We start from the raw sequence: 21,549 nt of genomic DNA, 5'->3' as shown, positions 1-21,549 counted from the left end.
TGCTGACTCCTTTGTCGTGCAGGAAATGGATGGCGGGTCCTAGCGGGTGCCCGGAACCTGGAAGTTGAAAACGGACGTGTCGAACTGGTTGTACGCCTCATAATCCACCAGTTCGTACAAACGCGCACGAGTGAGCATGTTGGGAACATCGGCCTGCTGGGTGCCGTGCGCCTTGATGGTCTCCAAGGTGCGTTCGGCAGCGCCCATGGCGCTGCGCAGCAGGGTGACCGGGTAGATCACCATATTTACCCCTGCCGAGGCCAGCTCGTCGTAGGTGAACAGATCGCTCTTGCCGAACTCGGTCATGTTCGCCAGGATCGGCACGTCGACGGCGGCACGGATGGCCGCGAACTCCTCCAGGGACTTCATCGCCTCCGGGAAGATGGCGTCCGCTCCGGCGTCGACCAAGGCGCGGGCCCGGTCCTGCGCCGCTTCCAGGCCGTCCACGGCGCGGATGTCGGTGCGGGCCATGATCAGGAAGTTCGGATCCCGGCGGGCATCCGCGGCGGCCCGGATGCGCTTGACCGCGGTGTCGGTGTCCACCACGTTCTTGCCGTCCAGATGGCCGCAGCGCTTCGGGTTGAACTGGTCCTCGATGTGGCAGCCGGCCAGGCCGGCGTTTTCGAGTTCCTGGATGGTGCGGGCCACGTTCATCGGCTCGCCGAAACCGGTGTCCGCGTCCACGATGGCGGGCAGGTTGGTCATGCGGGCAATCTGCCCGGCGCGGGTGGCCACCTCGGTGAGCGTGGTCAGGCCGATGTCCGGCAGGCCCAGGTCATTGGCCAGGACCGCGCCGGAGATGTAGACGCCGTCGAACCCTTTTTCTTCGATCAGGCGTGCCGAGAGCGGGTTGAAGGCACCCGGGAACTGCTGCAGGGTGCCGGAGGCCAGCCCTTCGCGGAAAGCAATCCGCTTCGCCTCGGGGGTTACGGAGGAGTACAGCATTTAGAAGAGTCCCTTCGGTGCGGCGGCGGGGTTGATGACGCCCTCGGCAGCGGTGATGTTCAGCTGGTCCAGCTGGCCGGCGGCAAGTTCGGGCAGGCGCTGGACGGTGGCGAGGAAGCGGTCGATTTCCTCGGCCGAGACCAGGCCTTCGGCCAAGGTGCGGAACTTGTTGATGTACTGCTCGCGGGTGAACGGCTTGGCACCGAGCGGGTGGGCATCGGCGACGGCGATTTCGTCGGTGATGACGGTGCCGTCGGTCAGCACGATGGTCACCTTGCCGCCGAAGGCCTTTTCGCTGATGTCCAGCGAGTGGTAGCGGCGGGTCCATTCCGGATCCTCCACGGTGGTGACCTTGTGCCACAGCGCGACGGTGTCCGGCCGGCCGGCGCGTTCGGGGGAGTAGGAGTCCACGTGGTGCCAGGCGCCGTCCTGCAGGGCGACGGTGAAGATGTACGGGATCGAGTGGTCCAGGGTTTCGCGCGAGGCGGTGGGATCGTACTTCTGCGGATCGTTGGCGCCGGAGCCGATCACGTAGTGGGTGTGGTGCGAGGTGGCAATCAGGACGCTTTCCACGTTGGCCGCATCCGCTGCCTCGGGGTGCTCGGCGTGGATCTTGCGGGCCAGGTCGATCCAGGCCTGCGCCTGGTACTCGGCGGAGTGTTCCTTGGTGTAGGTGTCCAGGATGGCCCGCTTGGCTTCGCCGTCTTCGGGCAGCGGCACTTCGTAGGCGGCCTCGGGGCCGTCCAGCAGCCAGGCGATAACGCCGTCTTCACCCTCATAGACGGGGGTGGGGGAGGTCTGGCCGCGCATGGCCCGGTCCACGGCCTCGACGGCCATCTTGCCGGCGAACGCCGGAGCGTGTGCCTTCCAGGTGGAGATTTCGCCCTTGCGGGACTGGCGGGTGGCGGTGGTGGTGTGCAGGGCCTGGCCGACGGCCTGGAAGATGGTGTCGACGTCGAGCCCCAGCAGGGTGCCGATGCCGGCCGCTGCGGACGGGCCGAGGTGGGCCACGTGGTCGATCTTGTGCTTGTGCAGGCAGATGGCCTTGGCCAGGTTGACCTGGATTTCGTAGCCGGTGGCGATGCCGCGGATCAGGTCCCGGCCCGAGGCGCCGGTGTGCTGCGCGACGGCGAGGACGGGCGGGATGTTGTCCCCGGGGTGGGAGTACTCGGCGGCCAGGAAGGTGTCGTGGTAGTCCAGTTCGCGCACGGCCACGCCGTTGGCCCAGGCGGCCCACTCGGGGGAGGTCTTGGCGAGTACGCCGAAGACGGAGGCGCCCTTGCCGTGGGCGGAGGGGGAGAAGGACAGGGCCTGGGCGCGGGCGGCGACGATCGGTCCGCGGTTCAGGGAAGCGACGGCCACGGAGGCGTTGTCGATGATGCGGTTGATGACCATGTCCGTGACGTCGTCGGTGACCTCAACGGGATCGGCGGCAACCTTGGCGATCTTGTAGGCCAGCTGGTCTTCGCGGGCGAGTTTTTCGTCGGAGCGGTAGACCCGTACTTTGTTCAGGTTCAAGGGATTGTCCTTATCTCGGGGGTGGTGATCCGGGCGGATCGAAGGTGTTCAAGACTTTTGTGCAGGTGGACCGATACCGAGGCGCTCGCCAGGTCCGGGTCTCCTGTGGCCACGGCGGCGGCGATGGTGGCGTGTTCCCCGGCGGTTTCCAGCAGCCGTTCGGGGTTGTCCTTGGCCAGGCGCCGAACCCGCGCCAGGTGCAGCCGGACGTTGCCCAGCGCCTGCGTGAGGTAGGAATTCGCCGCGGCGGCGTCGATGGCGGCGTCGAGTTCGGCCACCAGTTCGTAATAGCCGCTGCGGTTCTGCCGGTCCGAGGCGGCGATGAGGCTGCCTGCCGAGCGGAAGCGGGACTGCAGTTCTTCAAAGACCGCTGCCTGCCCGCGCACGGCCGCAAGGGCGGCACTTTTGCATTCCAGCGCCTGGCGCAGTTCAAAGAGCTCGGCGACGGTGTCGAGGGAGATGCCGGTAACGACGACGCCGCGTCCGCTGTGCGGGGCGGCCAGGCCGTCAGCAGTCAGCCGGCTCAGTGCTTCACGCAGGGGAGTGCGGGAAATACCGAGGCGTGCGGACTGCTCCACTTCGCCCAGGACTGTGCCCGGCGGGAGCCGCCACTCCACGATGTCCTGCCGCAGGGCGGCGTACGCGCGGTCACTGGCCCGCATAGTGCGCCTCCTCACGACTGATACCTGCGTCACGTTACCCGTCAGTGTATACATGAGCTGGCTCATATGCGTACTGTGGACCCACAGAAGGCGGCAGGAAGGCCTCCCTGTATACACAATCGCCCTTGTGGGGCCCGTAAAGCATCAGTAGCATGGCGGGTCCCACTGGAATCAAGGAGGATTCATGGACGTGCAGAGCACCGGAGCCTACGAACAGGCCTATGCCCGCAGCAGCACCGATCCGGAAGGCTTCTGGCTGGGCGCCGCTTCCCTGGTGGACTGGGACAAGCCGCCGTCCCGCGCCCTCGAGGATGCCAGGGCGCCGCTCTACTCCTGGTATCCGGACGCGGAGCTCAACACCTCCTACAACGCCCTGGACCGCCACGTGGCCGCCGGCCGCGGAGACACCGCGGCGCTGATCTACGACTCCGCGATGCTCGGCACCAGCCGCACCTATACCTACAGCCAGTTGCTCGCCGAGGTGGAACGCTTCGCCGGCGTGCTGCGCGGCCTCGGTGTCGGGCGCGGGGACCGGGTGATCATCTACCTGCCGATGATCCCCGAAGCCGTGATCGCAATGCTGGCCACCGCCCGGCTCGGGGCGGTCCACTCCGTGGTGTTCGGGGGATTCGCCCCGCGGGAGCTCGCCGCCCGGATCGACGACGCCGGCCCCACGGTCATCGTGACGGCCAGCGGCGGACTCGAACCCAAGCGCGCCGTCGAATACCTGCCTGCCGTCGCCGAGGCACTGGAAACCGCCACGCACCGGGTCGCCGCCGTCGTCGTGGCCGAACGGACGGGCTTCACGGCTACCCGCGAGGAGTTTGACGGCACCGGCGGGGCGGCCTGGCATGACTGGAACGCGCTCGCCGCGGCTGCGGTTCCCGCCGGGCCGGTCTCCGTGGCCGCCGCCGATCCGCTGTACATCCTCTACACCTCCGGGACCACGGGCTCACCCAAGGGCGTGGTGCGGGACAACGGCTCCCACGCGGTGGCGATGGCCTGGTCCATGGAGAACATCTACGGGGTGGGACCGGGGCAGGTGATGTGGACCGCCTCGGACGTCGGCTGGGTGGTGGGCCACTCCTACATCGTCTACGGACCGTTGATCGCCGGAGCCACCACCGTGCTGTACGAGGGCAAGCCCGTAGGCACCCCGGACGCCGGCGCGTTCTGGCGGGTGGCAGCGGAGCACGGCGTCGACGTCCTGTTCACCGCACCCACCGCGCTGCGGGCCATCCGGAAGGCCGACCCCGACGCCGTCGAACCGGGTCGGCACGATCTCTCCCGGCTGCGGCACCTCTTTGCCGCCGGCGAGCGCCTGGACCCGGCCACTCTGGAGTGGGCGGAGGCTGCCCTCGGGGTGCCGGTAATCGACCACTGGTGGCAGACCGAAACCGGCTGGGCCATCTGCGCCAACCCCGTGGGACTGGAGGAACTGCCGGTCAAGGCCGGGTCGCCCACCGTCCCGGTTCCCGGGTTTGCCGTGCGCGTGCTCGGGCCGGACGGGAAGCGGGTGCCGGCCGGAACGGAGGGCAACATCGCCCTGGAACTGCCGCTCCCGCCGGGAACCCTCCAGACACTCTGGGGGAGCGACGAACGTTACCGCGCCGCGTACCTGGAGGTTTTCGACGGCTACTACGCCACCGGGGACTCCGGCTACGTGGACGAGGACGGCTACGTGTTCGTGATGGGCCGTACCGACGACGTCATCAACGTCTCCGGCCACCGGCTCTCCACCGGCGCCATGGAACAGGCGGTGGGCTCCCATCCGGCCGTCGCCGAAGCCGCGGTGATCGGCATCGCCGATCCCGTGAAGGGCCAGCGCCCGTCCGGCTACGTGGTGCTGAAGGCAGGTACGGAGATCGACGCCGACGTGCTGCGCGCGGAACTGGTCGAACGGGTGCGCTCGCAGATCGGCCCCGTGGCGGACTTCAAGGACGTGTACGTGGTGGACGCCCTGCCCAAGACCCGGTCCGGAAAGGTGCTGCGCAAGACCATGCGCCAGATTGCCGACGGCGTTCCGCACACCGTGCCCTCCACCATCGAGGATCCCGGCGTGCTGGAGGCCCTGACTGCGGTGCTGCGTCCGGCGCAGCAGTCCGGAATTACTGGTTGAACGGCGGCTGCGCTGAGGCCGGGGTCTGGCTCCGGGGGGAAGCGGGTCCCGGGGCCTGAAGGTCCTGCAACCATCCCCGGGGTCCCAACTGTGTGCAGCGCAGCGCAGCGATTTCCGCAGCGGCGGCGAGCCGCTCTGTCGTGTGAAGTAAGGGCCGTGCCAGGAACCAGCAGAAGGCTCCATGGAAAAAGTCACCGGCTCCCAGTGTGTCCACCACCTTGACGGTGGGCACCCGTACCTGTCCGGTACGCCCCTTCTCCCACCAGAGGATCGGATCGCCGCCCCTGGTGACCGCGACCAAGGCTGCGCCGCGCGCGGCGACGACGGCGGCGCTTTCAGCCGCCCCGCGGGTTCCCGGAACCCGGAAATCCGCCGAACAGATCACCGCACGGGCCGCTGGCAGCAGCTCCTCCATGACCGGCCTCCAACGCCCTGCATCCAGTACCACCGGTATGTGCTGGTGTGCAGCCTCCAAGGAGGCGGCCACGGCCAGCAGGGGATGGTGTCCGTCCAGCAGGACTACCTCCGCGCCGGCCAGCAGGCGGCCAAGCTGATCCGATGCGGGCGCCGGAACGCTGCGTCCGGCTGCATCGCTGGACACCACGGACCGTTCTCCCGTTGCCGTAGTAATGATGGCGGAAGAGACAGCAGCGTCGCCTGTCCGGGGGCCGACGTCGATGACTTCCACCCCGTAGTTCTCAAGATCTGCCCGCACCAGGCGTGCCGCCGGGCCGGTGCCAAGCGCGGTCAGTAAGCGGGCTTGGCCGCCGAGTGCGGCGAAGACGACCGCGGCGTTGGCAGCGGGCCCGCCGGCGGCCATCGTTTGCCAGTGCCCGGTGATTTTCTCGTTCGGCCCGGGGATCCTGTCCGCCTGCTGTATGACATCGAGGGTCGCCAGGCCCGCAAAGATCCCCAGCGGCATCTCAGGCTCCGCCCTCGCGCTCCAGCGGAGTCGGCTCCGCAGCACCTGTCATCAGGGCCACTACCTCTGACATGTTCCGCTCCCGCGGGTCGACGACGGCCGCACGCTGGCCGAGGCGGTGAATGTGGATCCGGTCCGCGACCTCGAAGACATTCGGCATATCGTGGCTGATCAGAACCACGGGAAGGCCGCGGTCCCGTATCTGCCGGATCAGGTCAATCACCATTCCCGATTCCCTGACGCCCAAGGCAGCGGTTGGTTCGTCCATGATGATGACGCGGCGGCCGAATGCTGCGGTGCGTACCACCGCGACGCCCTGGCGCTGGCCGCCGGAGAGAGTCTCGACGGCCTGCCGTACAGATTTGATGCTTACTTTCAGGTCCGTCAGATGCCGCAGTGCTTCCTCCTGCATGGCCTTCTTATCCAGCTGTCGGAAGACCGCCCCCCTTACGCCTTTCCGCCGCAGTTCTCGGCCGAGATAGACGTTGCTCGCTATGTCCAGTGCCGGAACTACGGCAAGATCCTGATAAACGGTCTCGATCCCGGCGTCCCGGGCGTCAAGCGTGTTGTGGAAGCGCACGGGTTGCCCGTCCATGAGTATCTCGCCTGCATCCGGGATCAGAGCGCCGGTCAAAGCCTTGATCAGGCTGGACTTTCCCGCTCCGTTGTCCCCGATCACGGCCAGCACCTCCGCCGGCCTCAGCTCGAACTCGGCACCGTTGATGGCGGTCACGCTTCCATAGCGTTTTACCAAACCGTGGGCCTCCAGAACCGGCGCGATGGAACGTTGACCCGGCACGGGGGATTGGATGTGCTGTGTCACCCTGTTTTCCTCCTGGCAAACTGGTCCAGCGCAACGGCCGCAATCACCAGCACGCCTGTTGCTACGTTTTGGTAGAGCGCATCCACCCCTGCCGCTGTCAGGCCGCTGCGCAGCACACTGACGATCAGCATGCCGATGAGGGTGCCCATAATGCTGCCGCGTCCGCCGAAGAGGCTGGTTCCACCGATCACGACGGCGGTGATGGTCTCCAGGTTCGCGTTCTGGAAGGCATTGGGGTCTGCGTTGGGGATACGTCCCAAAGCCGCCCAGGCTCCCACCGCCGCGATAAGCCCGGCGGTCATGTAGACGAACAGCAGCGTCCGGTCCGACTTGATGCCGACGAGCCGCGCCGCTTCCGCGTTGCCGCCCACCGCGTAGACATGCCGTCCTCCCGCCGTCTGCGTCAAGGCGTACCAGACGACCAGATAGACAACCAGCATGGCGATCACACCATAGGTCGTCGAGACCGCACCGCTCCCGATGCTGTTGCCCAGGAAGGTCAACGGCTCGTCCCGCACCGGGTAGGTCTGCGATCCGGCGTAAAGCTGAGTGGCGGCATAGATTGCCGTGAACGTCCCCAGCGTCACGATGAACGGCGGCAGCTTCAGGACCGTGACCAAGGCTCCGTTGATGGTCCCGGCCGCCACGCAGACCGCCGCGGCGGCGAGCAACCCGATCCAGGGTCCGTGCACGGTCCCGATCTTCGCCATCACGATCGTGCCCAGGACGGCGACCGCCCCGATGGACAGATCGATGCCGCCGGTGAGTATGACCAGCGTCTGCGCCGCGGCAAGGATGCCCACCACCACGGATTGCTGCAGGATCAGGGAGAGGTTGTAGGAGGTCAGGAACGTGTCGGTGATGAGGGAGAAGACGATAACGGCGAGGAGCAGTGCGGCCAGCGGGCCAACCAGCGGTTGCCTCAGCAGATTCGTGAGCTGAACCGCCCGCTGATTGGCAGGCCGGGGAGCGGTCAGGGGCGGCGCCGGATTCTTAGTGCTCATGGACTACCTCCAGGGCTTCAGGCACTTGGCAGACGGGTCTTCAGCCCCAGCAGTTCTCCAGTCCCCACGCCGTGTCCTTGGAAGCGACACCTTCCACCGGTTCATCAGTGATGACCTCCGCACCGGTATCCACGAATCCGGAAGGCTTTGTCCCGTCCTTCGCGTAAGCCACAACGGCCTTGACGCCCTCGGACGCCATCTTGGCCGGGAACTGCATCACGGTGGCTCCGATAACTCCCCGTTTGACGTTCTCCACGCCTGTGCAGCTGCCGTCGATGGAACCCACGGTGATCCGGTCTTCCAGGCCTGCGGACTCCATGGCCTGGTAGGCACCGGCGGCGGCGGGTTCGTTGATTGTGTACAAGGCATTGGCATCCGGCTCGCGCTGAAGAAGATTCTCCATGGCGGTCTGGGCCTTGGTCTGGTCGCCGTTGGTGTTTTCCATTCCCAGGATTTCGGGTGAGTTCTCGGTGAGTCCCATGCCCTCAAGGAAACCGTCATGACGGAAAGTGTCCACGGTTCCTCCCGGCGTACCGTCCAGCATCAGCACCTGGGGCTGGGCGTCACCGAGGGCGCCTCTGACCCAACTGCCCTGCAGCACTCCGGCCTGCAGGTTGTCCGTAGCGAACGTGGCGTCAACGGCGTCCTCAGGGTCGGTTGCGGTATCCAGGGCAATCACTATGACACCGGCCTGCCGCGCCTTATCGATGGCGTCCAGGATGCCGGTTGATGAGTTGGGGGTGATAAGGATCCCCTGAACGCCCTGGCTGACAAGGTTTTCAATGGCAGCGACCTGACCCTCATTGTCACCGTCGAACTTGCCTGCGAGAGCGATCAGTTCGGCCCCCTCTGCCTCCGCTTCGGCTGCGGCGGATTCGCGCAGCTTTACAAAGAAAGGATTGGAATCGGTTTTAGTGACGAGTCCGACTTTGACCTGCTCGTCATCGCCGGTGCTTTCTTCGTCCGAGCCGCAGCCTGCTGCTGCGAGTACCAGGCAACCCGCGGCCACCAGGGCGCCGGCCTTGGTCTGGATTGTCTTCCGTTGCGGACCCTGCCGGATTGCACGTGCCATCACGACTCCTTTGTCTATGACCATGCGTCTCATCGAGCGACGACTGCGCCCGAGAGTAGCCGCGGGAGGACGCTTCCACAAGCGATGTCCCGGCGATACGGCCCGCTAGGCCAGGGCTGGGCGCCTCACCGGCGCCAGCTGTACTCCAGCTCCGGCCGGCCCCGGGTACCGTACCTCGGCGAGCGCAGCACCGACTGCTGGTCCGCCAGATACTCCAGGTAGCGGCGGGTGGTGATCCGCGACATGGCCAGCGACTCTGCTGCTTCAGTGGCGGAGAGCGGTGCCCGGGCACCCTTGAGCAGATCCGCCACGGCCTCCAGCGTCTCCGCGGACAGTCCCTTGGGCAGCTGTCCCGCCACGGCAGGACGGAGGGCGGCAAAGGCACTGTCAACTTCGCTTTGCGTGGTGGAGGCGGCCTGCTCGGCCATCCGGCGCCGGTATTCGGCGTAGGCGGTGAGCTTGGCACTGAACGCCGAATACGTAAACGGCTTGATCAGGTACTGGACAATGCCGCCGGACATGGCGCTGCGGACCACCGCCAGGTCCCGGACCGCGGTGATGGCTATGACGTCCACGGGTAGTCCGGCCCCGCGGATCCGGCGCAGCAGGTCCAGCCCGTGCAGGTCAGGCAGGTTCATGTCCAACAGCACCAGGCCGATCTCCGCTCCGCTGCCGGGCGGCGCCGACCCGGCTACCTTCAGGGCCTCCAGCGCCTCCGCACCGGTGCGCGCAATGCCGGCCAGTCGAAAGCCCGGCGCCCGGCGGACATACTCTGCGTGGGCCTCGGCGGGAATTTCCTCGTCCTCCACCACCAGTACGCCGACGTCGGGGGAGTGCCGGGTCACGGTGCTGCCTCTGCCAGCGGGAGGACCGGAGCGGACGCCGAAGCCGGCAGCGGGAGCTCCACGCTGAAGCAAGCACCCGGGCTGCCCAGAACCTGGATGCGTCCGTCCAGGCGCGTCACGGCCTGGCGGACCAGTGCGAGCCCGAATCCGCGGCCGGACAGCACCCGCCCCTCCGGCAGCTCCTTCGTACTGAAACCCTGTTCGAATATATGTTCGATTATCTGAGGGTCTAAGCCCGGACCGTCGTCCTGCACCTCGATCAGCAGCTGGCCGTCGCCGCTGCCCAGGTACAGGCGCACGGAGCCCTCCGCGGCGTCGAACGCGTTGTCCAGCAGGTTGCCAATGATGGTTACCAGCTCCACCGGCTCCAGCCCGGCCCCGCTGAATCGTCCCCTTTCCGGACCCACCTCTATGTCCAGCTCGATGCCGCGCTCGCGGGCCTGCGCTGCCTTGCCCATCAGCAGGGCGGTTACCGCCGGTTCCTCCACCACGGCCAGCACTTCGTCATTGAGCTGCTGGGACTGTTCCAGATCGGCAGTGGCAAAGCGCAGGGCCTCGTCGCTGCGCCCCAGCTCGATCAGGGACGCCAGCGTGTGCACGCGGTTGGCGTGCTCATGGGCCTGGGCGCTCAGGGCATCGGCCAGCGTCCGCATGGAGGCCAGTTCACCGGTGAGGGATTCGACGTCGGTATGGTCCCGCAGCGTAGTGACCGTACCGAACCGCCGGCCGTGCTGCCCGGCGGACACCGCTGCGGACTGGTTGACCACCAGGATGCGCTCGCCGGTGAGATGGATTTCCTCCCGGGCGTCCCGGCCGGAGCGCAGCAGGGATGCCAGCGGTCCGGGGAGATCCGGCAGTTCCCGGGTCCGCACGGCGGGATCCGCCGGCGGCAGCCCCAGCAGGACGGCGGCTTCGTCGTTGTAGAGCACCAGCTGTCCCCGGTCATTGAGCAGCAGCAGCCCCTCACGCACCGAGTGCAGCGCCGAATCGTAAAAGGCATACATGTGTGTCAGCTCCGCGGGACCGAGACCGTGGGTGGCCCGGCGCAGATAGCGGCTGAGCAGGTATGACCCCACGGCTCCGGCAGCGAGCGCGGCCGCGTCGATGGCGAACAGCTCCGGCAGCCGTGCATCGCGGGCAATGGCCACCCGGTCCACCGTGATGCCGGCGGCGACAAGCGCGGTGACGTTGCCGGCGTCGTCGTACACCGGGGTGACGGCGCGGACCGAGGGCCCGAGCGTGCCCGTGTAGGTTTCCGTGAAGCTCTCCCCGGCCAGGGCCGGATCGATGGAACCGATGTAGGGCCTGCCGATCTGCTCGGCGTTCCGGTGCGTGAACCGCGTGCGGTCCGTATCCATGATGGTCAGGAAGTCCACCCCGACGTTGTCCATCACATCGCGCGCATAGTCCTGCAGGCCCGCCGGATCGGAGGAGTCGACGGCGGTGCGGACGGTATCCGCGGCAGCCACGGTGCCGGCCACGGCGAGCATCCGTGAGCCCGTTTCCTCATAGGTGTTCTCTTCGGCCTGCTGGTACAGCCCCCAGGCGATCCCGCCCGAAACGCACAGGATGAAGGCAAGCTGGGCCAGGAATAACCGGCCGGCCAGGCTGCCTCGATGCACTTTCGATCCTTTGGTTGCGGTTCCTTACGGGGCGTAAGGGGTTTTCTTGAGAACAGTATGAACACAAGGGTGACTGTGATCACATAACGATCGAAGATGGAAGCCGACCAAACGCATCAAGGAGTACCGCCATGGCAGCTGCCGCTAATCCCTACGACGGTTCACAGAAGAGCCGTAAGCGGGACAGAACACATTTCCTCTACATCGCCGTAATCGCTGCGGTGGTACTCGGTGCCGTACTCGGGCTTCTTGCCCCCGAGTTCGCGAAGAGCCTTAAGCCGCTCGGTACGGGGTTCATTAACCTCATCAAGATGATGATTGCCCCCGTCATCTTCTGCACCATTGTCCTAGGCATCGGATCAATCGCCAAAGCAGCGACGGTCGGCAAGGTGGGCGGCCTGGCGCTTGGCTACTTCATCATCATGTCCACCTTCGCCCTGGCCATCGGCCTCGTCGTGGGTAACCTGATCCACCCGGGTGAAGGCCTGGACCTGGAGGCTTCCAGCGGCGCCGCCCCGGCCGCCCCCGAGGAAGGGGAGGGGATGACGGGCTTCCTTTTGAGCATCATCCCCACCACCCTGCTGGCCTCCCTCACGGGCGAGTCCATTCTGCAGACCCTGTTTGTCGCCCTGCTCGTGGGCTTCGCCCTGCAGAAGATGGGCGCCGCCGGCGCCCCCGTGCTCAAGGGCATCGGGTACATCCAGGCCCTGGTGTTCCGGATCCTCATGATGATCATGTGGCTGGCTCCCATCGGCGCCTTCGGTGCCATTTCCGCCGTCGTCGGCGAGACCGGCATCCAGGCAATCGTGAGCATGGCCACCCTGATGGTCGCCTTCTACATCACCTGCATCCTCTTCATTGTCGTCATCCTGGGCGGACTGCTGAAGCTGGTCACCGGATTCAGCATCTTCAAGCTCATGCGGTACCTGGGCCGTGAGTACCTGTTGATCTTCTCCACCTCCTCTTCCGAGGTGGCCCTGCCCCGCCTGATCGCAAAGATGGAACACCTGGGCATTTCCAAGCCCGTCGTCGGCGTCACCGTTCCGACCGGTTATTCCTTCAACCTCGACGGAACCGCCATCTACCTGACCATGGCCGCACTGTTCGTGGCTTCGGCCATGGGCAAGCCGCTGGAACTGGGCGAGCAGATCTCCCTGCTGGTCTTCATGATCGTTGCCTCGAAGGGCGCCGCAGGCGTCACTGGCGCAGGCCTGGCCACACTGGCCGGCGGACTGCAGTCCCACCGCCCCGACCTGATCGAAGGCGTGGGCCTGATTGTCGGCATCGACCGCTTTATGTCCGAAGCCCGCGCGCTGACCAACTTCACCGGCAACGCCGTGGCCACCGTCCTCATCGGCACCTGGACCAAGGAAATCGACAAGGAACAGGTCAAGGCGGTCCTGGACCGCGAACTGCCCTTCGACGAGGCGAGCATGAACGTCGACGCCGGCACTGACGAACCGCGGCAGACGGCGGAATCCGCCGAACTGGCCGCATCGGTACCCAGCCCTGCCGGTAGTTCCGCAGTCTCCGGCACCGCAGGGGATCCCCGGCACTAAGGCGCCGGCGCTACAACCGGCAGTACCTCAAAACGCGCTCCGCCCCGGAAGACACCGGGGCGGGGCGCGTTTTGCGCGTGCAGCCGGCGGGAATCCGCCCGCGTGCATAATGGTCCTCGATGCCCGCTCTACGAACGGCGGACTTTCGATGACAGCCCTTGGCCCCTATCTGCGGCGCGGGACATTGAGCAGCCGGGTGCAGTCGACCCTCGACGCAGACGGCCTGGTCCTGCGGCCCTGGCGCGACGACGACGCCGCCGTGGCGACGGCGATGCTGAACCGGGCTATTGGGTGCTTCCGGAGGATCGGGGAAACGCGGTGGCATCCCGGGCCGAGGACGCGCTGACGCGGTGGGCCTTCGGCACGGCAGGCCTCATGCGCCTCCAGCTTTCCCACTCGGTGCGCAACCAGGCTTCCTGCGGCGTCGCCCGGAAGACCGGTTTCGCGTTGGAAGGAACCAAGCGCAGTGCCCTCAGGCATGCGGACGGCTGGCACGACATGCATCTGCATGCTGCCGTCCAACCTCAAGGTTCGACTTCTACTTGAGCGTCAAGGCTCGCCGGTCGTCGCAGCCCTGATTCGCGGGATGGCCGTGGCGCGGCTGTAACCTTGACAAAGACAGCCCGCAGCAAAGCTAGATACGGAAGCGTGGATTTATACGTGAGCAGCGAACAGGGTTCATCAACTCTGCAGGACGCAACCGGAGCCGACACGGTGATGGGTCCAACCGGACGTCCCCTGACGGTATTCCCCGAGCCTCCCGTCCTCACGTCCCATGGTCCTGCCCGGATCATTGCGATGGTGAACCAGAAGGGCGGGGTCGGCAAGACCACCTCCACCATCAACCTTGGCGCCGCCCTCGCTGAAGCCGGCCGGCGTGTGCTGCTGGTGGACTTTGACCCGCAGGGCGCCCTGTCCGCAGGGATGGGAGCCAACCCGCACGAGCTGGACCTCACCGTCTACAACGTGCTGATGGACCGAAAGGTGGATATCCGCGAGGCGATCCACGAAACCTCCATCGAGAACATCCACCTGCTGCCGGCCAATATCGACCTTTCCGCAGCCGAGGTGCAGCTCGTGAACGAGGTGGCCCGCGAGCAGGTGCTCGAACGCGCCCTGCGCCGGGTATCGGATGACTACGACGTCATCCTCATCGACTGCCAGCCTTCCCTGGGTCTGCTGACCGTCAACGCCCTGACCGCCGCGCACGGCGTGATCATCCCGCTGATCTGTGAGTTCTTTGCCCTTCGTGCGGTGGCCCTGCTGGTGGAGACCATCGAGAAGGTCCAGGACCGGCTCAACCCCAGCCTGCAGGTGGACGGCGTCCTGGCCACCATGTACGACGCCCGCACCCTGCACAGCCGGGAAGTGATTTCCCGCCTGGTGGAAGCCTTCGGGGACAAGGTCTTCGAAACGGTCATCAAGCGGACCATCAAGTTCGCTGACGCCACTGTGGCGGCCGAACCGATCACCTCCTACGCCGGCAATCACCCGGGCGCCGACTCCTACCGCCGTCTCGCCAAGGAACTGATTGCCCGCGGCGGCGCGCCCTAAGCCGGCGCCCGCCAACCCGGCGGGGCCGGACGCCCGGGAGCCGGGTTCGCAGGATCCGGCCGCCCGTGCCGGCTTCGAAGTCCGCCTGGCAAACTTCACCGGGCCTTTCGATGTCCTGCTGGGACTGATTTCCAAGCACGAGCTGGACATCACCGAGATTGCCCTTGCCGCCGTCACCGATGAATTCCTGGGCTACATCCGGGAGCTCTTCGGCACCGGCCCCGAGGTGGCACTGGATGAGGCGAGCGAATTCCTGGTTATTGCCGCCACCCTCCTGGACCTCAAGGCCGCACGCCTGCTTCCGGCGGGCGACGTGGAGGACGATGAAGACGTCGCCCTGCTCGAGGCCCGTGACCTGCTGTTCGCCCGGCTGCTGCAATACAAGGCGTTCCGCGAGATGGCCGCCCTGATGGGGGAGCGGCTGACGGACGAGGCGCGGCGTTTCCCGCGGCAGGTATCCCTGGATCCGCACTTCGCGGCGATGCTTCCCGAGCTGGTCTGGCGGACCACGCCGCAGCAGTTCGCGGACATGGCCGCCCGTGCCCTGCAGCCGCGCGACGAGCATCCTCCGACAGTGGGGCTTGAGCATCTGCACGCACCCAAGACCAGCGTCCGGGAGCAGGCCCTAATCCTGGCGGAACGGCTCGCTGCCGACGGTGCGGCCACCTTCGCGGCCCTGGTGTCCGACGCCGACGGTCCGGTGGCGGTGGCCCGGTTCCTCGCACTGCTGGAAATGTTCCGTGACGGAACCGTCAGCTTTGAACAGCCTGCCCCGCTGGGGGAGCTGCTCATCACGTGGACCGCAGGGTCGGATCCGGCAGGCGGGGTTGCAGCCGTGGGAGATGAATATGGCGGTGAGCGCGCCGGCGAAAACAGCGGATCCAATGGCGCAACAGTCCAACACACAACCCTGGAAGGGGACCGGTCATGACGGCGGAACCTGGTTTTGGTCCCGGGAAAAGCGGCGGGGATGACGCCCGCGAAGACGTTGCAGCACTTCCCCGGGGAGTGAAGGCCGCCGTCGAGGCTGTGCTGATGGTGGTGGATGAACCCGCTGCCCCCGCGGTGCTGGCCTCGGTGATCGGCGTGCCGGAGCCGGAAGTGCTCGCGGCCCTCACGGAACTGCAGCGGGAGTATGACGGTTATACTGGGGATGGACCCGAGGGCGCACCGCGTGGTTTTGAACTCCGCGACGTAGCAGGCGGATGGCGGATTTTTTCCCGCGCTGACTATGCGCCCGTTGTGTCGAAGTTTGTACTGGAAGGCCAGAGTGCACGGCTGTCGCAGGCCGCACTGGAAACACTGGCGGTGATTGCCTATCGGCAGCCCGTCTCCCGGGCCCGGGTCTCCGCGATCCGGGGAGTAAACGTCGATTCGGTGGTCCGCACGCTGGTTCAGCGTGGATTGATCGTCGACGCCGGCACCGAACCGGAAACCGGTTCGCTGCTGTACCGGACCACGCCGTACTTTTTGGAACGGCTTGGTTTGGGAAGCCTCGATGAACTTCCACAGATTGCACCGCACCTGCCCGGGCTGGAAAACCTGGCCGAATATGAAGACACTACTTATTAACCGCTACACCCAAAGGACTTACTCATGACACCAGCACCCCGTTCCGGATCCGGCCGCAATACCCCTCGCGGCGGCGGACGCAGTGCCGGTGGCCCCGCCGGCGGCAAAAGCTACGGCCGCGGCTCCAAGCCCTCCTCCAACCGCACCGGCGGCCCGCGCTCGGCATCGGGCCTGAAGCCCGGTGAAGACCGTGCCAACGGCTACCGGCCTGTCAGCCCCGAGGCAGCCCGCCCGGAGAAGTTCAAGTCCGACGCCGTGAAGGCCTTCGGATCAAGCAACTCCGGCAAGACCGGTGCACCCCGGACCGGCGTCCCGAAGTCCGGTGCTCCCAGATCGGGCGGCTTCAAGCCGGGTTCCAAGTCCGGTGCCGGCAAGTTCGGCGGCCCCCAGCAGGGCCAGCGCAAGAGCGGCGACCGCGCTTTCCGCGGGGAGCGCTTCGGCCAGAACCTGGGTCCCGTGCGCCGTTCCACCACCCGCCGCCCCGCGGCCCCGGTGATTTCCGAACAGCACAACCCCGAAGGCGTCCGCCTGCAGAAGGTGATGGCCAGTGCCGGCGTCGCCTCCCGCCGCGTGTGCGAGGAAATGATTGCCGAAGGCCGCGTTGAAGTTGACGGGCAGGTCGTCACCGAGCTCGGCGTGCGCGTTGACCCCGCGACGGTGGCCATCCATGTGGACGGCATGCGCCTGCAGCTGGATGAAACCCAGAAGTACTACGTGTTCAACAAGCCCCGCGGCGTCATCTCCACCATGGAAGACCCCGAAGGGCGTCCCTGCATCAGCGACTTCCTTAAGGCCACCAGCAAGAACGAGCGTTTGTTCCACGTTGGCCGGCTGGACAACGAAACCGAGGGCCTGCTGCTGCTGACCAACGACGGCGAGCTGACCAACCGGCTGACGCACCCCTCCTACGAAGTGCCCAAGACCTACCTCGTGCAGGTCCGCGGACCGATGAGCCACGGCGTCGGCGCGCAGATGCGTGAAGGCATTGAGCTGGAAGACGGCTTCCAGAAGGTTGACTCCTTCAAACTGGTCGACTCCACCCCGGGACACCTCCTCGTCGAGGTAGTCCTGCACTCGGGCCGCAACCGCATTGTCCGCCGGCTGTTCGACGCCGTCGGGCACCCCGTCGAGCGCCTCGTGCGCACCCAGATCGGCCCGATCCGCCTGGGCGACCAGCGCCAGGGCAGCATCCGCGTCCTCGGCCGCGGCGAGGTCGGACACCTGCTCGCCTCAGTAGGACTGTAGCCAATGGCCGCTGCCGCTGACGGGGGCACCCACCTGTCCGGATCCGTGCTGATTATCGGCACGGGACTGCTGGGCACCAGCATCGGCCTCGGGCTTTCTGCCCGGGGTGTCGATGTGGTGCTCTCGGACCTGTCTCCCTCGACAGAGGCCGTGGCCCGCGACATCGGCGCCGGACGGCTGCTCAGTGCCGCCGGCGAAAGCTTCGAGCCGGCGCTCGTGGTCGTTGCCGCGCCGCCGGACGTTACCCCGGCCCTGGCGGCGGCAGCGCTGAAGGACTGGCCGGCCGCCGCCGTCGTCGATATCGCCAGCGTCAAGTCCGCGGTCCTGGCTGACCTGCGGGAGCGCGACGCCGACCTCAGCCGTTACGTGGGCACGCACCCGATGGCAGGCCGGGAGAAATCCGGGCCGGTGGCCGCGCGGGCGGAACTGTTCAACGGTATGCCCTGGGTGATCTGCCCGCCGGAGGAAGCGGCCCCGGACGCCGTGCGCCGCGCGGAGGCACTTGCCTTCGACCTGGGCGCCGTGGTCTCCCGGATGTCAGCCGAAGACCACGACGCGTCCGTGGCGCTGACCTCGCACCTGCCGCAGGTAATGGCTTCCCTGGTGGCCAGCCGGCTGCAGGAAACCCCGCCGCAGTCCCTCGCCCTGTCCGGCAACGGCCTGCGGGACGTGACCCGGATTGCCGCAAGCGATCCAAATCTCTGGGTGCAGATCCTCAGCGGAAACGCCGGGCGGCTGGTGCCGATCCTGCACGGGGTCCGCGAGGACCTGAACCGGCTGATCCGCACGCTCGAAGACCCGGTGGCGGACGGTGCGCGCCTGGACATGGCGCAGCTGATCGCCGAAGGCAACGCAGGGCAGGCCCGGATTCCGGGCAAGCACGGTGGACCGGCGCAGACCTTTGTGTCCTTCACCGTCCTGGTGGATGACACGCCGGGCCAGATTGCCCGGCTGCTCACCGAAATCGGTGAGATCGGCGTGAACCTGGAAGACCTCCGGCTGGAGCACGCCTCCGGCCGACAGGTGGGACGGGCGGAAATCTCCGTCCTGCCCGGCCGGGTGAATGACCTTGTTTCTGAATTAAGCGCCCGCGGGTGGAAGGTAGTGCAGTGAGTTCTAATGTGGATCCGGCCCAGTTCCGGCAGGGCAAGCCGCTGGTTGTGGCCATCGACGGACCGTCGGGTTCGGGCAAGTCCAGCATCAGCCGGGAAGTGGCCCGCCGCCTGCACGCCGCCTACCTCGATACAGGTGCCATGTACCGTGCGGTCACGCTCTCCTGCATGGAGGCCGGCATCGACCTGACCGATTCGGTGGCCGTCGAGGCCGCCGCGGAAAACGCCGACATTGCCCTGAGCCTGTCCCCGGATGAGGAATGGGTGCGGGTCAGCGGCCGGGACGTCACCGACGCCATCCGCGAGCCCGCCGTGTCCTCCTCGGTCAGCGCCGTCGCCACCACCTTGGGTGCACGGGCGGAACTGGTCCGACGCCAGCAGCAGCTGATCCGGGACTCGGGCCTGCGGATCGTGGCCGAGGGCAGGGACATCACCACCGTGGTGGCCCCGCACGCCGAGGTGCGGATCCTGCTCACCGCCAGCGAGGAAGCCCGGCTGCGCCGCCGCGGCATCCAGCTGGGCGGCACGCAGACCGCCGCAGCCCTGAAGGAACAGGTCCTGGTCCGCGATGCCAAGGACTCCACAGTGGTGGAATTCCGGCAGGCCGCCGACGGCGTCGTCACCGTCGATTCCTCCGACCTGGACTTCGAAGAGACGGTCTCGGCCGTACTCGAAGTGGTTTTCACCAGTACCCACTAGCTCCCTGCCGGGGGACCCGGCACCAATCACGGGCACCCGCCCGTGTTTCAATGGGAGGAGGACATCCGGCGGCAACGCCGCAAGGAATCCTCCCTCACACTTACCGGGCTGAACGTCCGGCGACGGCCTGTACGCAGTGCTGCAGACCTCAACGGAAAGAAAGCAATTCAATGAACGGAAAACCTCTCAACGACGACACCGCCGGTGACGGGATCTCCACGGACGAGTACGTCCCGTCCGGAGAAGACCAGATCGACGAGCGCCTCGCGGCAATGGATGACGACGAGGCCGATATCCGCGCCCGTTCCCTCCGCGCCGGCCTCGACGACTATGAACTTGATGAAGAAGACGCCGCGCTGCTCGCCGGCGGCTTCGAAGAATACGACGAAGACGCACCCCTGCGCCAGGATCCCGTGGTCGCCATCGTTGGCCGCCCGAACGTGGGCAAGTCCACCCTGGTGAACCGTATCCTCGGCCGCCGCGAGGCAGTCGTAGAGGACACCCCCGGCGTGACCCGTGACCGGGTGACCTACCCGGCAACCTGGAACGGCGTGAACTTCACGCTGGTGGACACCGGCGGCTGGGAGCACGACGCCCGCGGCATCCACGCCCGGGTAGCCGACCAGGCCGAAATCGCCGTTGACCACGCCGACGCCGTCATGCTCGTGGTCGACGCGACCGTCGGCATCACCGCCACCGACGAGGCCGTGGTGCGGATGCTGCGCGGCAAGGGCAAGCCCGTCGTCGTCGTCGCCAACAAGGTGGACGACATCCAGAACGAAGCCGACGCTTCCTCCCTCTGGGGCCTGGGCTTCGGCGAGCCGTACCCGGTCTCCGCCCTGCACGGCCGCGGCACCGGTGACATGCTCGACGCCGTCCTGGACGTGCTGCCCGAGTACTCCGCATACGGCGGACTGGACCGCTCCGGCGGCCCGCGCCGCATCGCGCTGATCGGCCGCCCGAACGTGGGCAAGTCCTCGCTGCTGAACAAGCTGGCCGGCTCCGAGCGCGTAGTCGTGGATGACACCGCGGGCACCACCCGTGATCCGGTGGATGAAATGATCGAACTCGGCGGCCGCACCTGGCGCTTCGTTGACACCGCCGGCATCCGCCGCCGTCAGCACATGGCACAGGGCGCCGATTTCTACGCCTCCCTGCGTACCCAGGCTGCCCTGGAAAAGGCCGAGGTCGCCGTCGTGCTCCTGGCCGTGGACGAGGTCCTCAGCGAGCAGGATGTCCGCATCCTGCAGCTGGCCATCGAATCCGGCCGCGCACTGGTCCTCGCCTTCAACAAGTGGGACCTGCTCGACGACGAACGCCGCCGCTACCTCAAGATCGAGATCGAGCGGGACCTGGCCCACGTTGAATGGGCTCCCCACGTCAACATCTCGGCCAAGACCGGCTGGCACAAGGACCGTCTTGTTCCGGCACTGGATACGGCACTGGAAAACTGGGACAAGCGCATCCCCACCGGAAAGCTCAACGCCTTCCTGGGCGAGCTCGTGGCAGCGCACCCGCACCCCGTGCGCGGCGGCAAGCAGCCCCGCATCCTCTTCGGTACGCAGGCTTCCTCGCGCCCGCCGAAGTTCGTGCTGTTCACCACCGGCTTCCTGGATCCGGGCTACCGCCGCTTCATCACCCGCCGGCTGCGTGAGACGTTCGGCTTCGAGGGCACGCCCATTGAGGTCAGCATGCGCGTCCGCGAGAAGCGCGGCAAGAACAGCAAGCGCTAAGTCTTTTGGTGTAGAGCCCCGGTCCCGTCCCCTTATGGGGGAGGGGGGCCGGGGTTTCTGCGTTTGCGGGGGTGCAGGCTGCGGTGCTGCGACAGCGGGGCTTCGGGGCTGTGGCAGCGGCCCGGGAGTCCGGTGGCTCATCACTGTGGTGGCTCATCACTGTACAGATAACGGGGCTATCCGGCTGGGATAAGCCCGTTATCTGTACAAGCACCGCGGCCGGGAATGGGATAAGCCCGTTATCTGTACAAGCAGCGCGGCCGGGAATGGGATAAGCCCGTTATCTGTACAAGCAGCGCGGCCGGGAAGCGGGGGAGCCGGTGCGCGCTCTGTTTTTGGCCGTACGCCGGTGCCTGCAACGCCCGCGAGCCTCGATGCGACGGATTCGCGGGTTGTGGTGTAAGGTATTTGAGGTGGTTCAGCCGGGAGACATTCCGGAAGAACTGCGGGTTGTGGCGCAGCTTGGTAGCGCACTTGACTGGGGGTCAAGGGGTCGCAGGTTCAAATCCTGTCAACCCGACGGTAAGCCTGATGAAACGCGAG

The 21,549-nt window shown here is 66.7% G+C and carries 20 protein-coding genes and 1 tRNA gene; 12 read left to right on the top strand and 9 right to left on the bottom strand.

The genetic code is table 11. From position 1 onward, the window contains the following. Positions 1–39 precede the first annotated feature (39 nt). The 3 genes from prpB to LOC56_RS11230 are packed head-to-tail and all read right to left on the bottom strand — an operon-like array spanning position 40 to position 3,125. Positions 40–945 carry a methylisocitrate lyase gene (gene prpB / locus LOC56_RS11240; protein ID WP_227933236.1) on the bottom strand — a complete coding sequence of 302 codons (906 nt, stop codon included), beginning with the start codon at positions 943–945 and terminating at the stop codon, positions 40–42. Next, positions 946–2,463: an MmgE/PrpD family protein gene (locus LOC56_RS11235; RefSeq protein WP_229952353.1), complete on the bottom strand. Its 1,518-nt coding sequence runs from the start codon at positions 2,461–2,463 to the stop codon at positions 946–948. Continuing rightward, positions 2,460–3,125: a GntR family transcriptional regulator gene (locus LOC56_RS11230; protein ID WP_229952352.1), complete on the bottom strand. Its 666-nt coding sequence runs from the start codon at positions 3,123–3,125 to the stop codon at positions 2,460–2,462. Before LOC56_RS11230 ends, LOC56_RS11235 begins: the two co-directional genes overlap by 4 nt. A 184-nt stretch (positions 3,126–3,309) precedes the next feature. On the opposite strand from LOC56_RS11230, the gene LOC56_RS11225 reads away from it, so the two are divergent. Then, positions 3,310–5,244, top strand: a complete 1,935-nt coding sequence (locus LOC56_RS11225) for an AMP-binding protein (protein WP_229952351.1) — start codon at positions 3,310–3,312, stop codon at positions 5,242–5,244. Here the strand turns inward: LOC56_RS11225 and LOC56_RS11220 are convergent. From LOC56_RS11220 to LOC56_RS11195, 6 genes are all read right to left on the bottom strand, one after another. Then, positions 5,234–6,166: a PfkB family carbohydrate kinase gene (locus LOC56_RS11220; protein ID WP_229952350.1), complete on the bottom strand. Its 933-nt coding sequence runs from the start codon at positions 6,164–6,166 to the stop codon at positions 5,234–5,236. The two genes, LOC56_RS11225 and LOC56_RS11220, sit on opposite strands and share 11 nt — an antisense overlap. A 1-nt stretch (position 6,167) precedes the next feature. After that, positions 6,168–6,899, bottom strand: a complete 732-nt coding sequence (locus LOC56_RS11215; protein WP_229952349.1) for an ATP-binding cassette domain-containing protein — start codon at positions 6,897–6,899, stop codon at positions 6,168–6,170. Positions 6,900–6,985: 86 nt separating this feature from the next. Further along, positions 6,986–7,993, bottom strand: a complete 1,008-nt coding sequence (locus LOC56_RS11210; protein WP_229952348.1) for an ABC transporter permease — start codon at positions 7,991–7,993, stop codon at positions 6,986–6,988. Between the two features lie 40 nt (positions 7,994–8,033). Beyond that, entirely contained in the window at positions 8,034–9,065 is a 1,032-nt protein-coding gene (locus LOC56_RS11205) for a substrate-binding domain-containing protein (RefSeq protein ID WP_229952347.1), read from the bottom strand. Positions 9,066–9,190: 125 nt separating this feature from the next. Beyond that, complete coding sequence (locus tag LOC56_RS11200) at positions 9,191–9,910, bottom strand: response regulator (RefSeq protein ID WP_229952346.1); 720 nt, start codon at positions 9,908–9,910, stop codon at positions 9,191–9,193. Continuing rightward, positions 9,907–11,532 carry a sensor histidine kinase gene (locus LOC56_RS11195; protein ID WP_229952345.1) on the bottom strand — a complete coding sequence of 542 codons (1,626 nt, stop codon included), beginning with the start codon at positions 11,530–11,532 and terminating at the stop codon, positions 9,907–9,909. Before LOC56_RS11195 ends, LOC56_RS11200 begins: the two co-directional genes overlap by 4 nt. Before the next feature lie 131 nt (positions 11,533–11,663). Here LOC56_RS11195 and LOC56_RS11190 point away from each other — a divergent pair, with 131 nt between their 5' ends. The 11 genes from LOC56_RS11190 (at position 11,664) to LOC56_RS11140 (ending at position 21,526) form a co-directional block, all read left to right on the top strand. Further along, positions 11,664–13,091: a cation:dicarboxylate symporter family transporter gene (locus LOC56_RS11190; protein WP_229952344.1), complete on the top strand. Its 1,428-nt coding sequence runs from the start codon at positions 11,664–11,666 to the stop codon at positions 13,089–13,091. Between the two features lie 148 nt (positions 13,092–13,239). Then, a complete protein-coding gene (locus LOC56_RS16290; RefSeq protein WP_229952343.1) occupies positions 13,240–13,437 on the top strand; it encodes a hypothetical protein in 198 nt (65 codons plus the stop codon). After that, entirely contained in the window at positions 13,383–13,637 is a 255-nt protein-coding gene (locus tag LOC56_RS11180; RefSeq protein ID WP_331460935.1) for a GNAT family N-acetyltransferase, read from the top strand. The genes LOC56_RS16290 and LOC56_RS11180 overlap by 55 nt, the downstream gene beginning before the upstream one ends. Before the next feature lie 114 nt (positions 13,638–13,751). Then, positions 13,752–14,645 (top strand): ParA family protein, encoded by an 894-nt coding sequence (locus LOC56_RS11175; RefSeq protein WP_229952341.1) that lies wholly within the window; start codon positions 13,752–13,754, stop codon positions 14,643–14,645. Beyond that, positions 14,623–15,576, top strand: coding sequence for a segregation and condensation protein A (locus LOC56_RS11170; RefSeq protein WP_442860098.1), 954 nt, complete (start codon positions 14,623–14,625; stop codon positions 15,574–15,576). Before LOC56_RS11175 ends, LOC56_RS11170 begins: the two co-directional genes overlap by 23 nt. Beyond that, on the top strand, positions 15,573–16,217 hold the full coding sequence (scpB, locus tag LOC56_RS11165; RefSeq protein WP_229952340.1) for an SMC-Scp complex subunit ScpB: 645 nt from the start codon (positions 15,573–15,575) through the stop codon (positions 16,215–16,217). Before LOC56_RS11170 ends, scpB begins: the two co-directional genes overlap by 4 nt. A 24-nt stretch (positions 16,218–16,241) precedes the next feature. Continuing rightward, positions 16,242–17,462 (top strand): pseudouridine synthase, encoded by a 1,221-nt coding sequence (locus LOC56_RS11160; protein ID WP_229952339.1) that lies wholly within the window; start codon positions 16,242–16,244, stop codon positions 17,460–17,462. Positions 17,463–17,465: 3 nt separating this feature from the next. Beyond that, a complete protein-coding gene (locus tag LOC56_RS11155) occupies positions 17,466–18,575 on the top strand; it encodes a prephenate dehydrogenase (protein ID WP_229952338.1) in 1,110 nt (369 codons plus the stop codon). Then, on the top strand, positions 18,572–19,273 hold the full coding sequence (gene cmk, locus LOC56_RS11150; RefSeq protein WP_229952337.1) for a (d)CMP kinase: 702 nt from the start codon (positions 18,572–18,574) through the stop codon (positions 19,271–19,273). Before LOC56_RS11155 ends, cmk begins: the two co-directional genes overlap by 4 nt. Positions 19,274–19,443: 170 nt before the next feature. Further along, a complete protein-coding gene (gene der, locus LOC56_RS11145) occupies positions 19,444–21,006 on the top strand; it encodes a ribosome biogenesis GTPase Der (protein ID WP_227922669.1) in 1,563 nt (520 codons plus the stop codon). 446 nt (positions 21,007–21,452) lie between these two features. Next, positions 21,453–21,526 (top strand) — tRNA-Pro (locus LOC56_RS11140). Positions 21,527–21,549 lie beyond the last annotated feature (23 nt).

The sequence above is a fragment of the Arthrobacter sp. zg-Y179 genome, assembly GCF_020907345.1.
Classification (GTDB): Bacteria; Actinomycetota; Actinomycetes; order Actinomycetales; family Micrococcaceae; genus Arthrobacter_B; species Arthrobacter_B jinronghuae.
Note: the sequence above shows the minus strand (reverse complement) of the source record. Positions and strands in the feature narration are given on the sequence as shown.

Coding starts and splice junctions, on each gene's coding strand:
- prpB (WP_227933236.1), bottom strand. CDS start 945: ATGCTGTACTCCTCCGTAACCCCCGAGGCGAAGCGGATTGCTTTCCGC.
- LOC56_RS11230 (WP_229952352.1), bottom strand. CDS start 3,125: ATGCGGGCCAGTGACCGCGCGTACGCCGCCCTGCGGCAGGACATCGTG.
- LOC56_RS11225 (WP_229952351.1), top strand. CDS start 3,310: ATGGACGTGCAGAGCACCGGAGCCTACGAACAGGCCTATGCCCGCAGC.
- LOC56_RS11220 (WP_229952350.1), bottom strand. CDS start 6,166: ATGCCGCTGGGGATCTTTGCGGGCCTGGCGACCCTCGATGTCATACAG.
- LOC56_RS11210 (WP_229952348.1), bottom strand. CDS start 7,993: ATGAGCACTAAGAATCCGGCGCCGCCCCTGACCGCTCCCCGGCCTGCC.
- LOC56_RS11205 (WP_229952347.1), bottom strand. CDS start 9,065: ATGGCACGTGCAATCCGGCAGGGTCCGCAACGGAAGACAATCCAGACC.
- LOC56_RS11190 (WP_229952344.1), top strand. CDS start 11,664: ATGGCAGCTGCCGCTAATCCCTACGACGGTTCACAGAAGAGCCGTAAG.
- LOC56_RS16290 (WP_229952343.1), top strand. CDS start 13,240: ATGACAGCCCTTGGCCCCTATCTGCGGCGCGGGACATTGAGCAGCCGG.
- scpB (WP_229952340.1), top strand. CDS start 15,573: ATGACGGCGGAACCTGGTTTTGGTCCCGGGAAAAGCGGCGGGGATGAC.
- LOC56_RS11160 (WP_229952339.1), top strand. CDS start 16,242: ATGACACCAGCACCCCGTTCCGGATCCGGCCGCAATACCCCTCGCGGC.
- LOC56_RS11155 (WP_229952338.1), top strand. CDS start 17,466: ATGGCCGCTGCCGCTGACGGGGGCACCCACCTGTCCGGATCCGTGCTG.
- der (WP_227922669.1), top strand. CDS start 19,444: ATGAACGGAAAACCTCTCAACGACGACACCGCCGGTGACGGGATCTCC.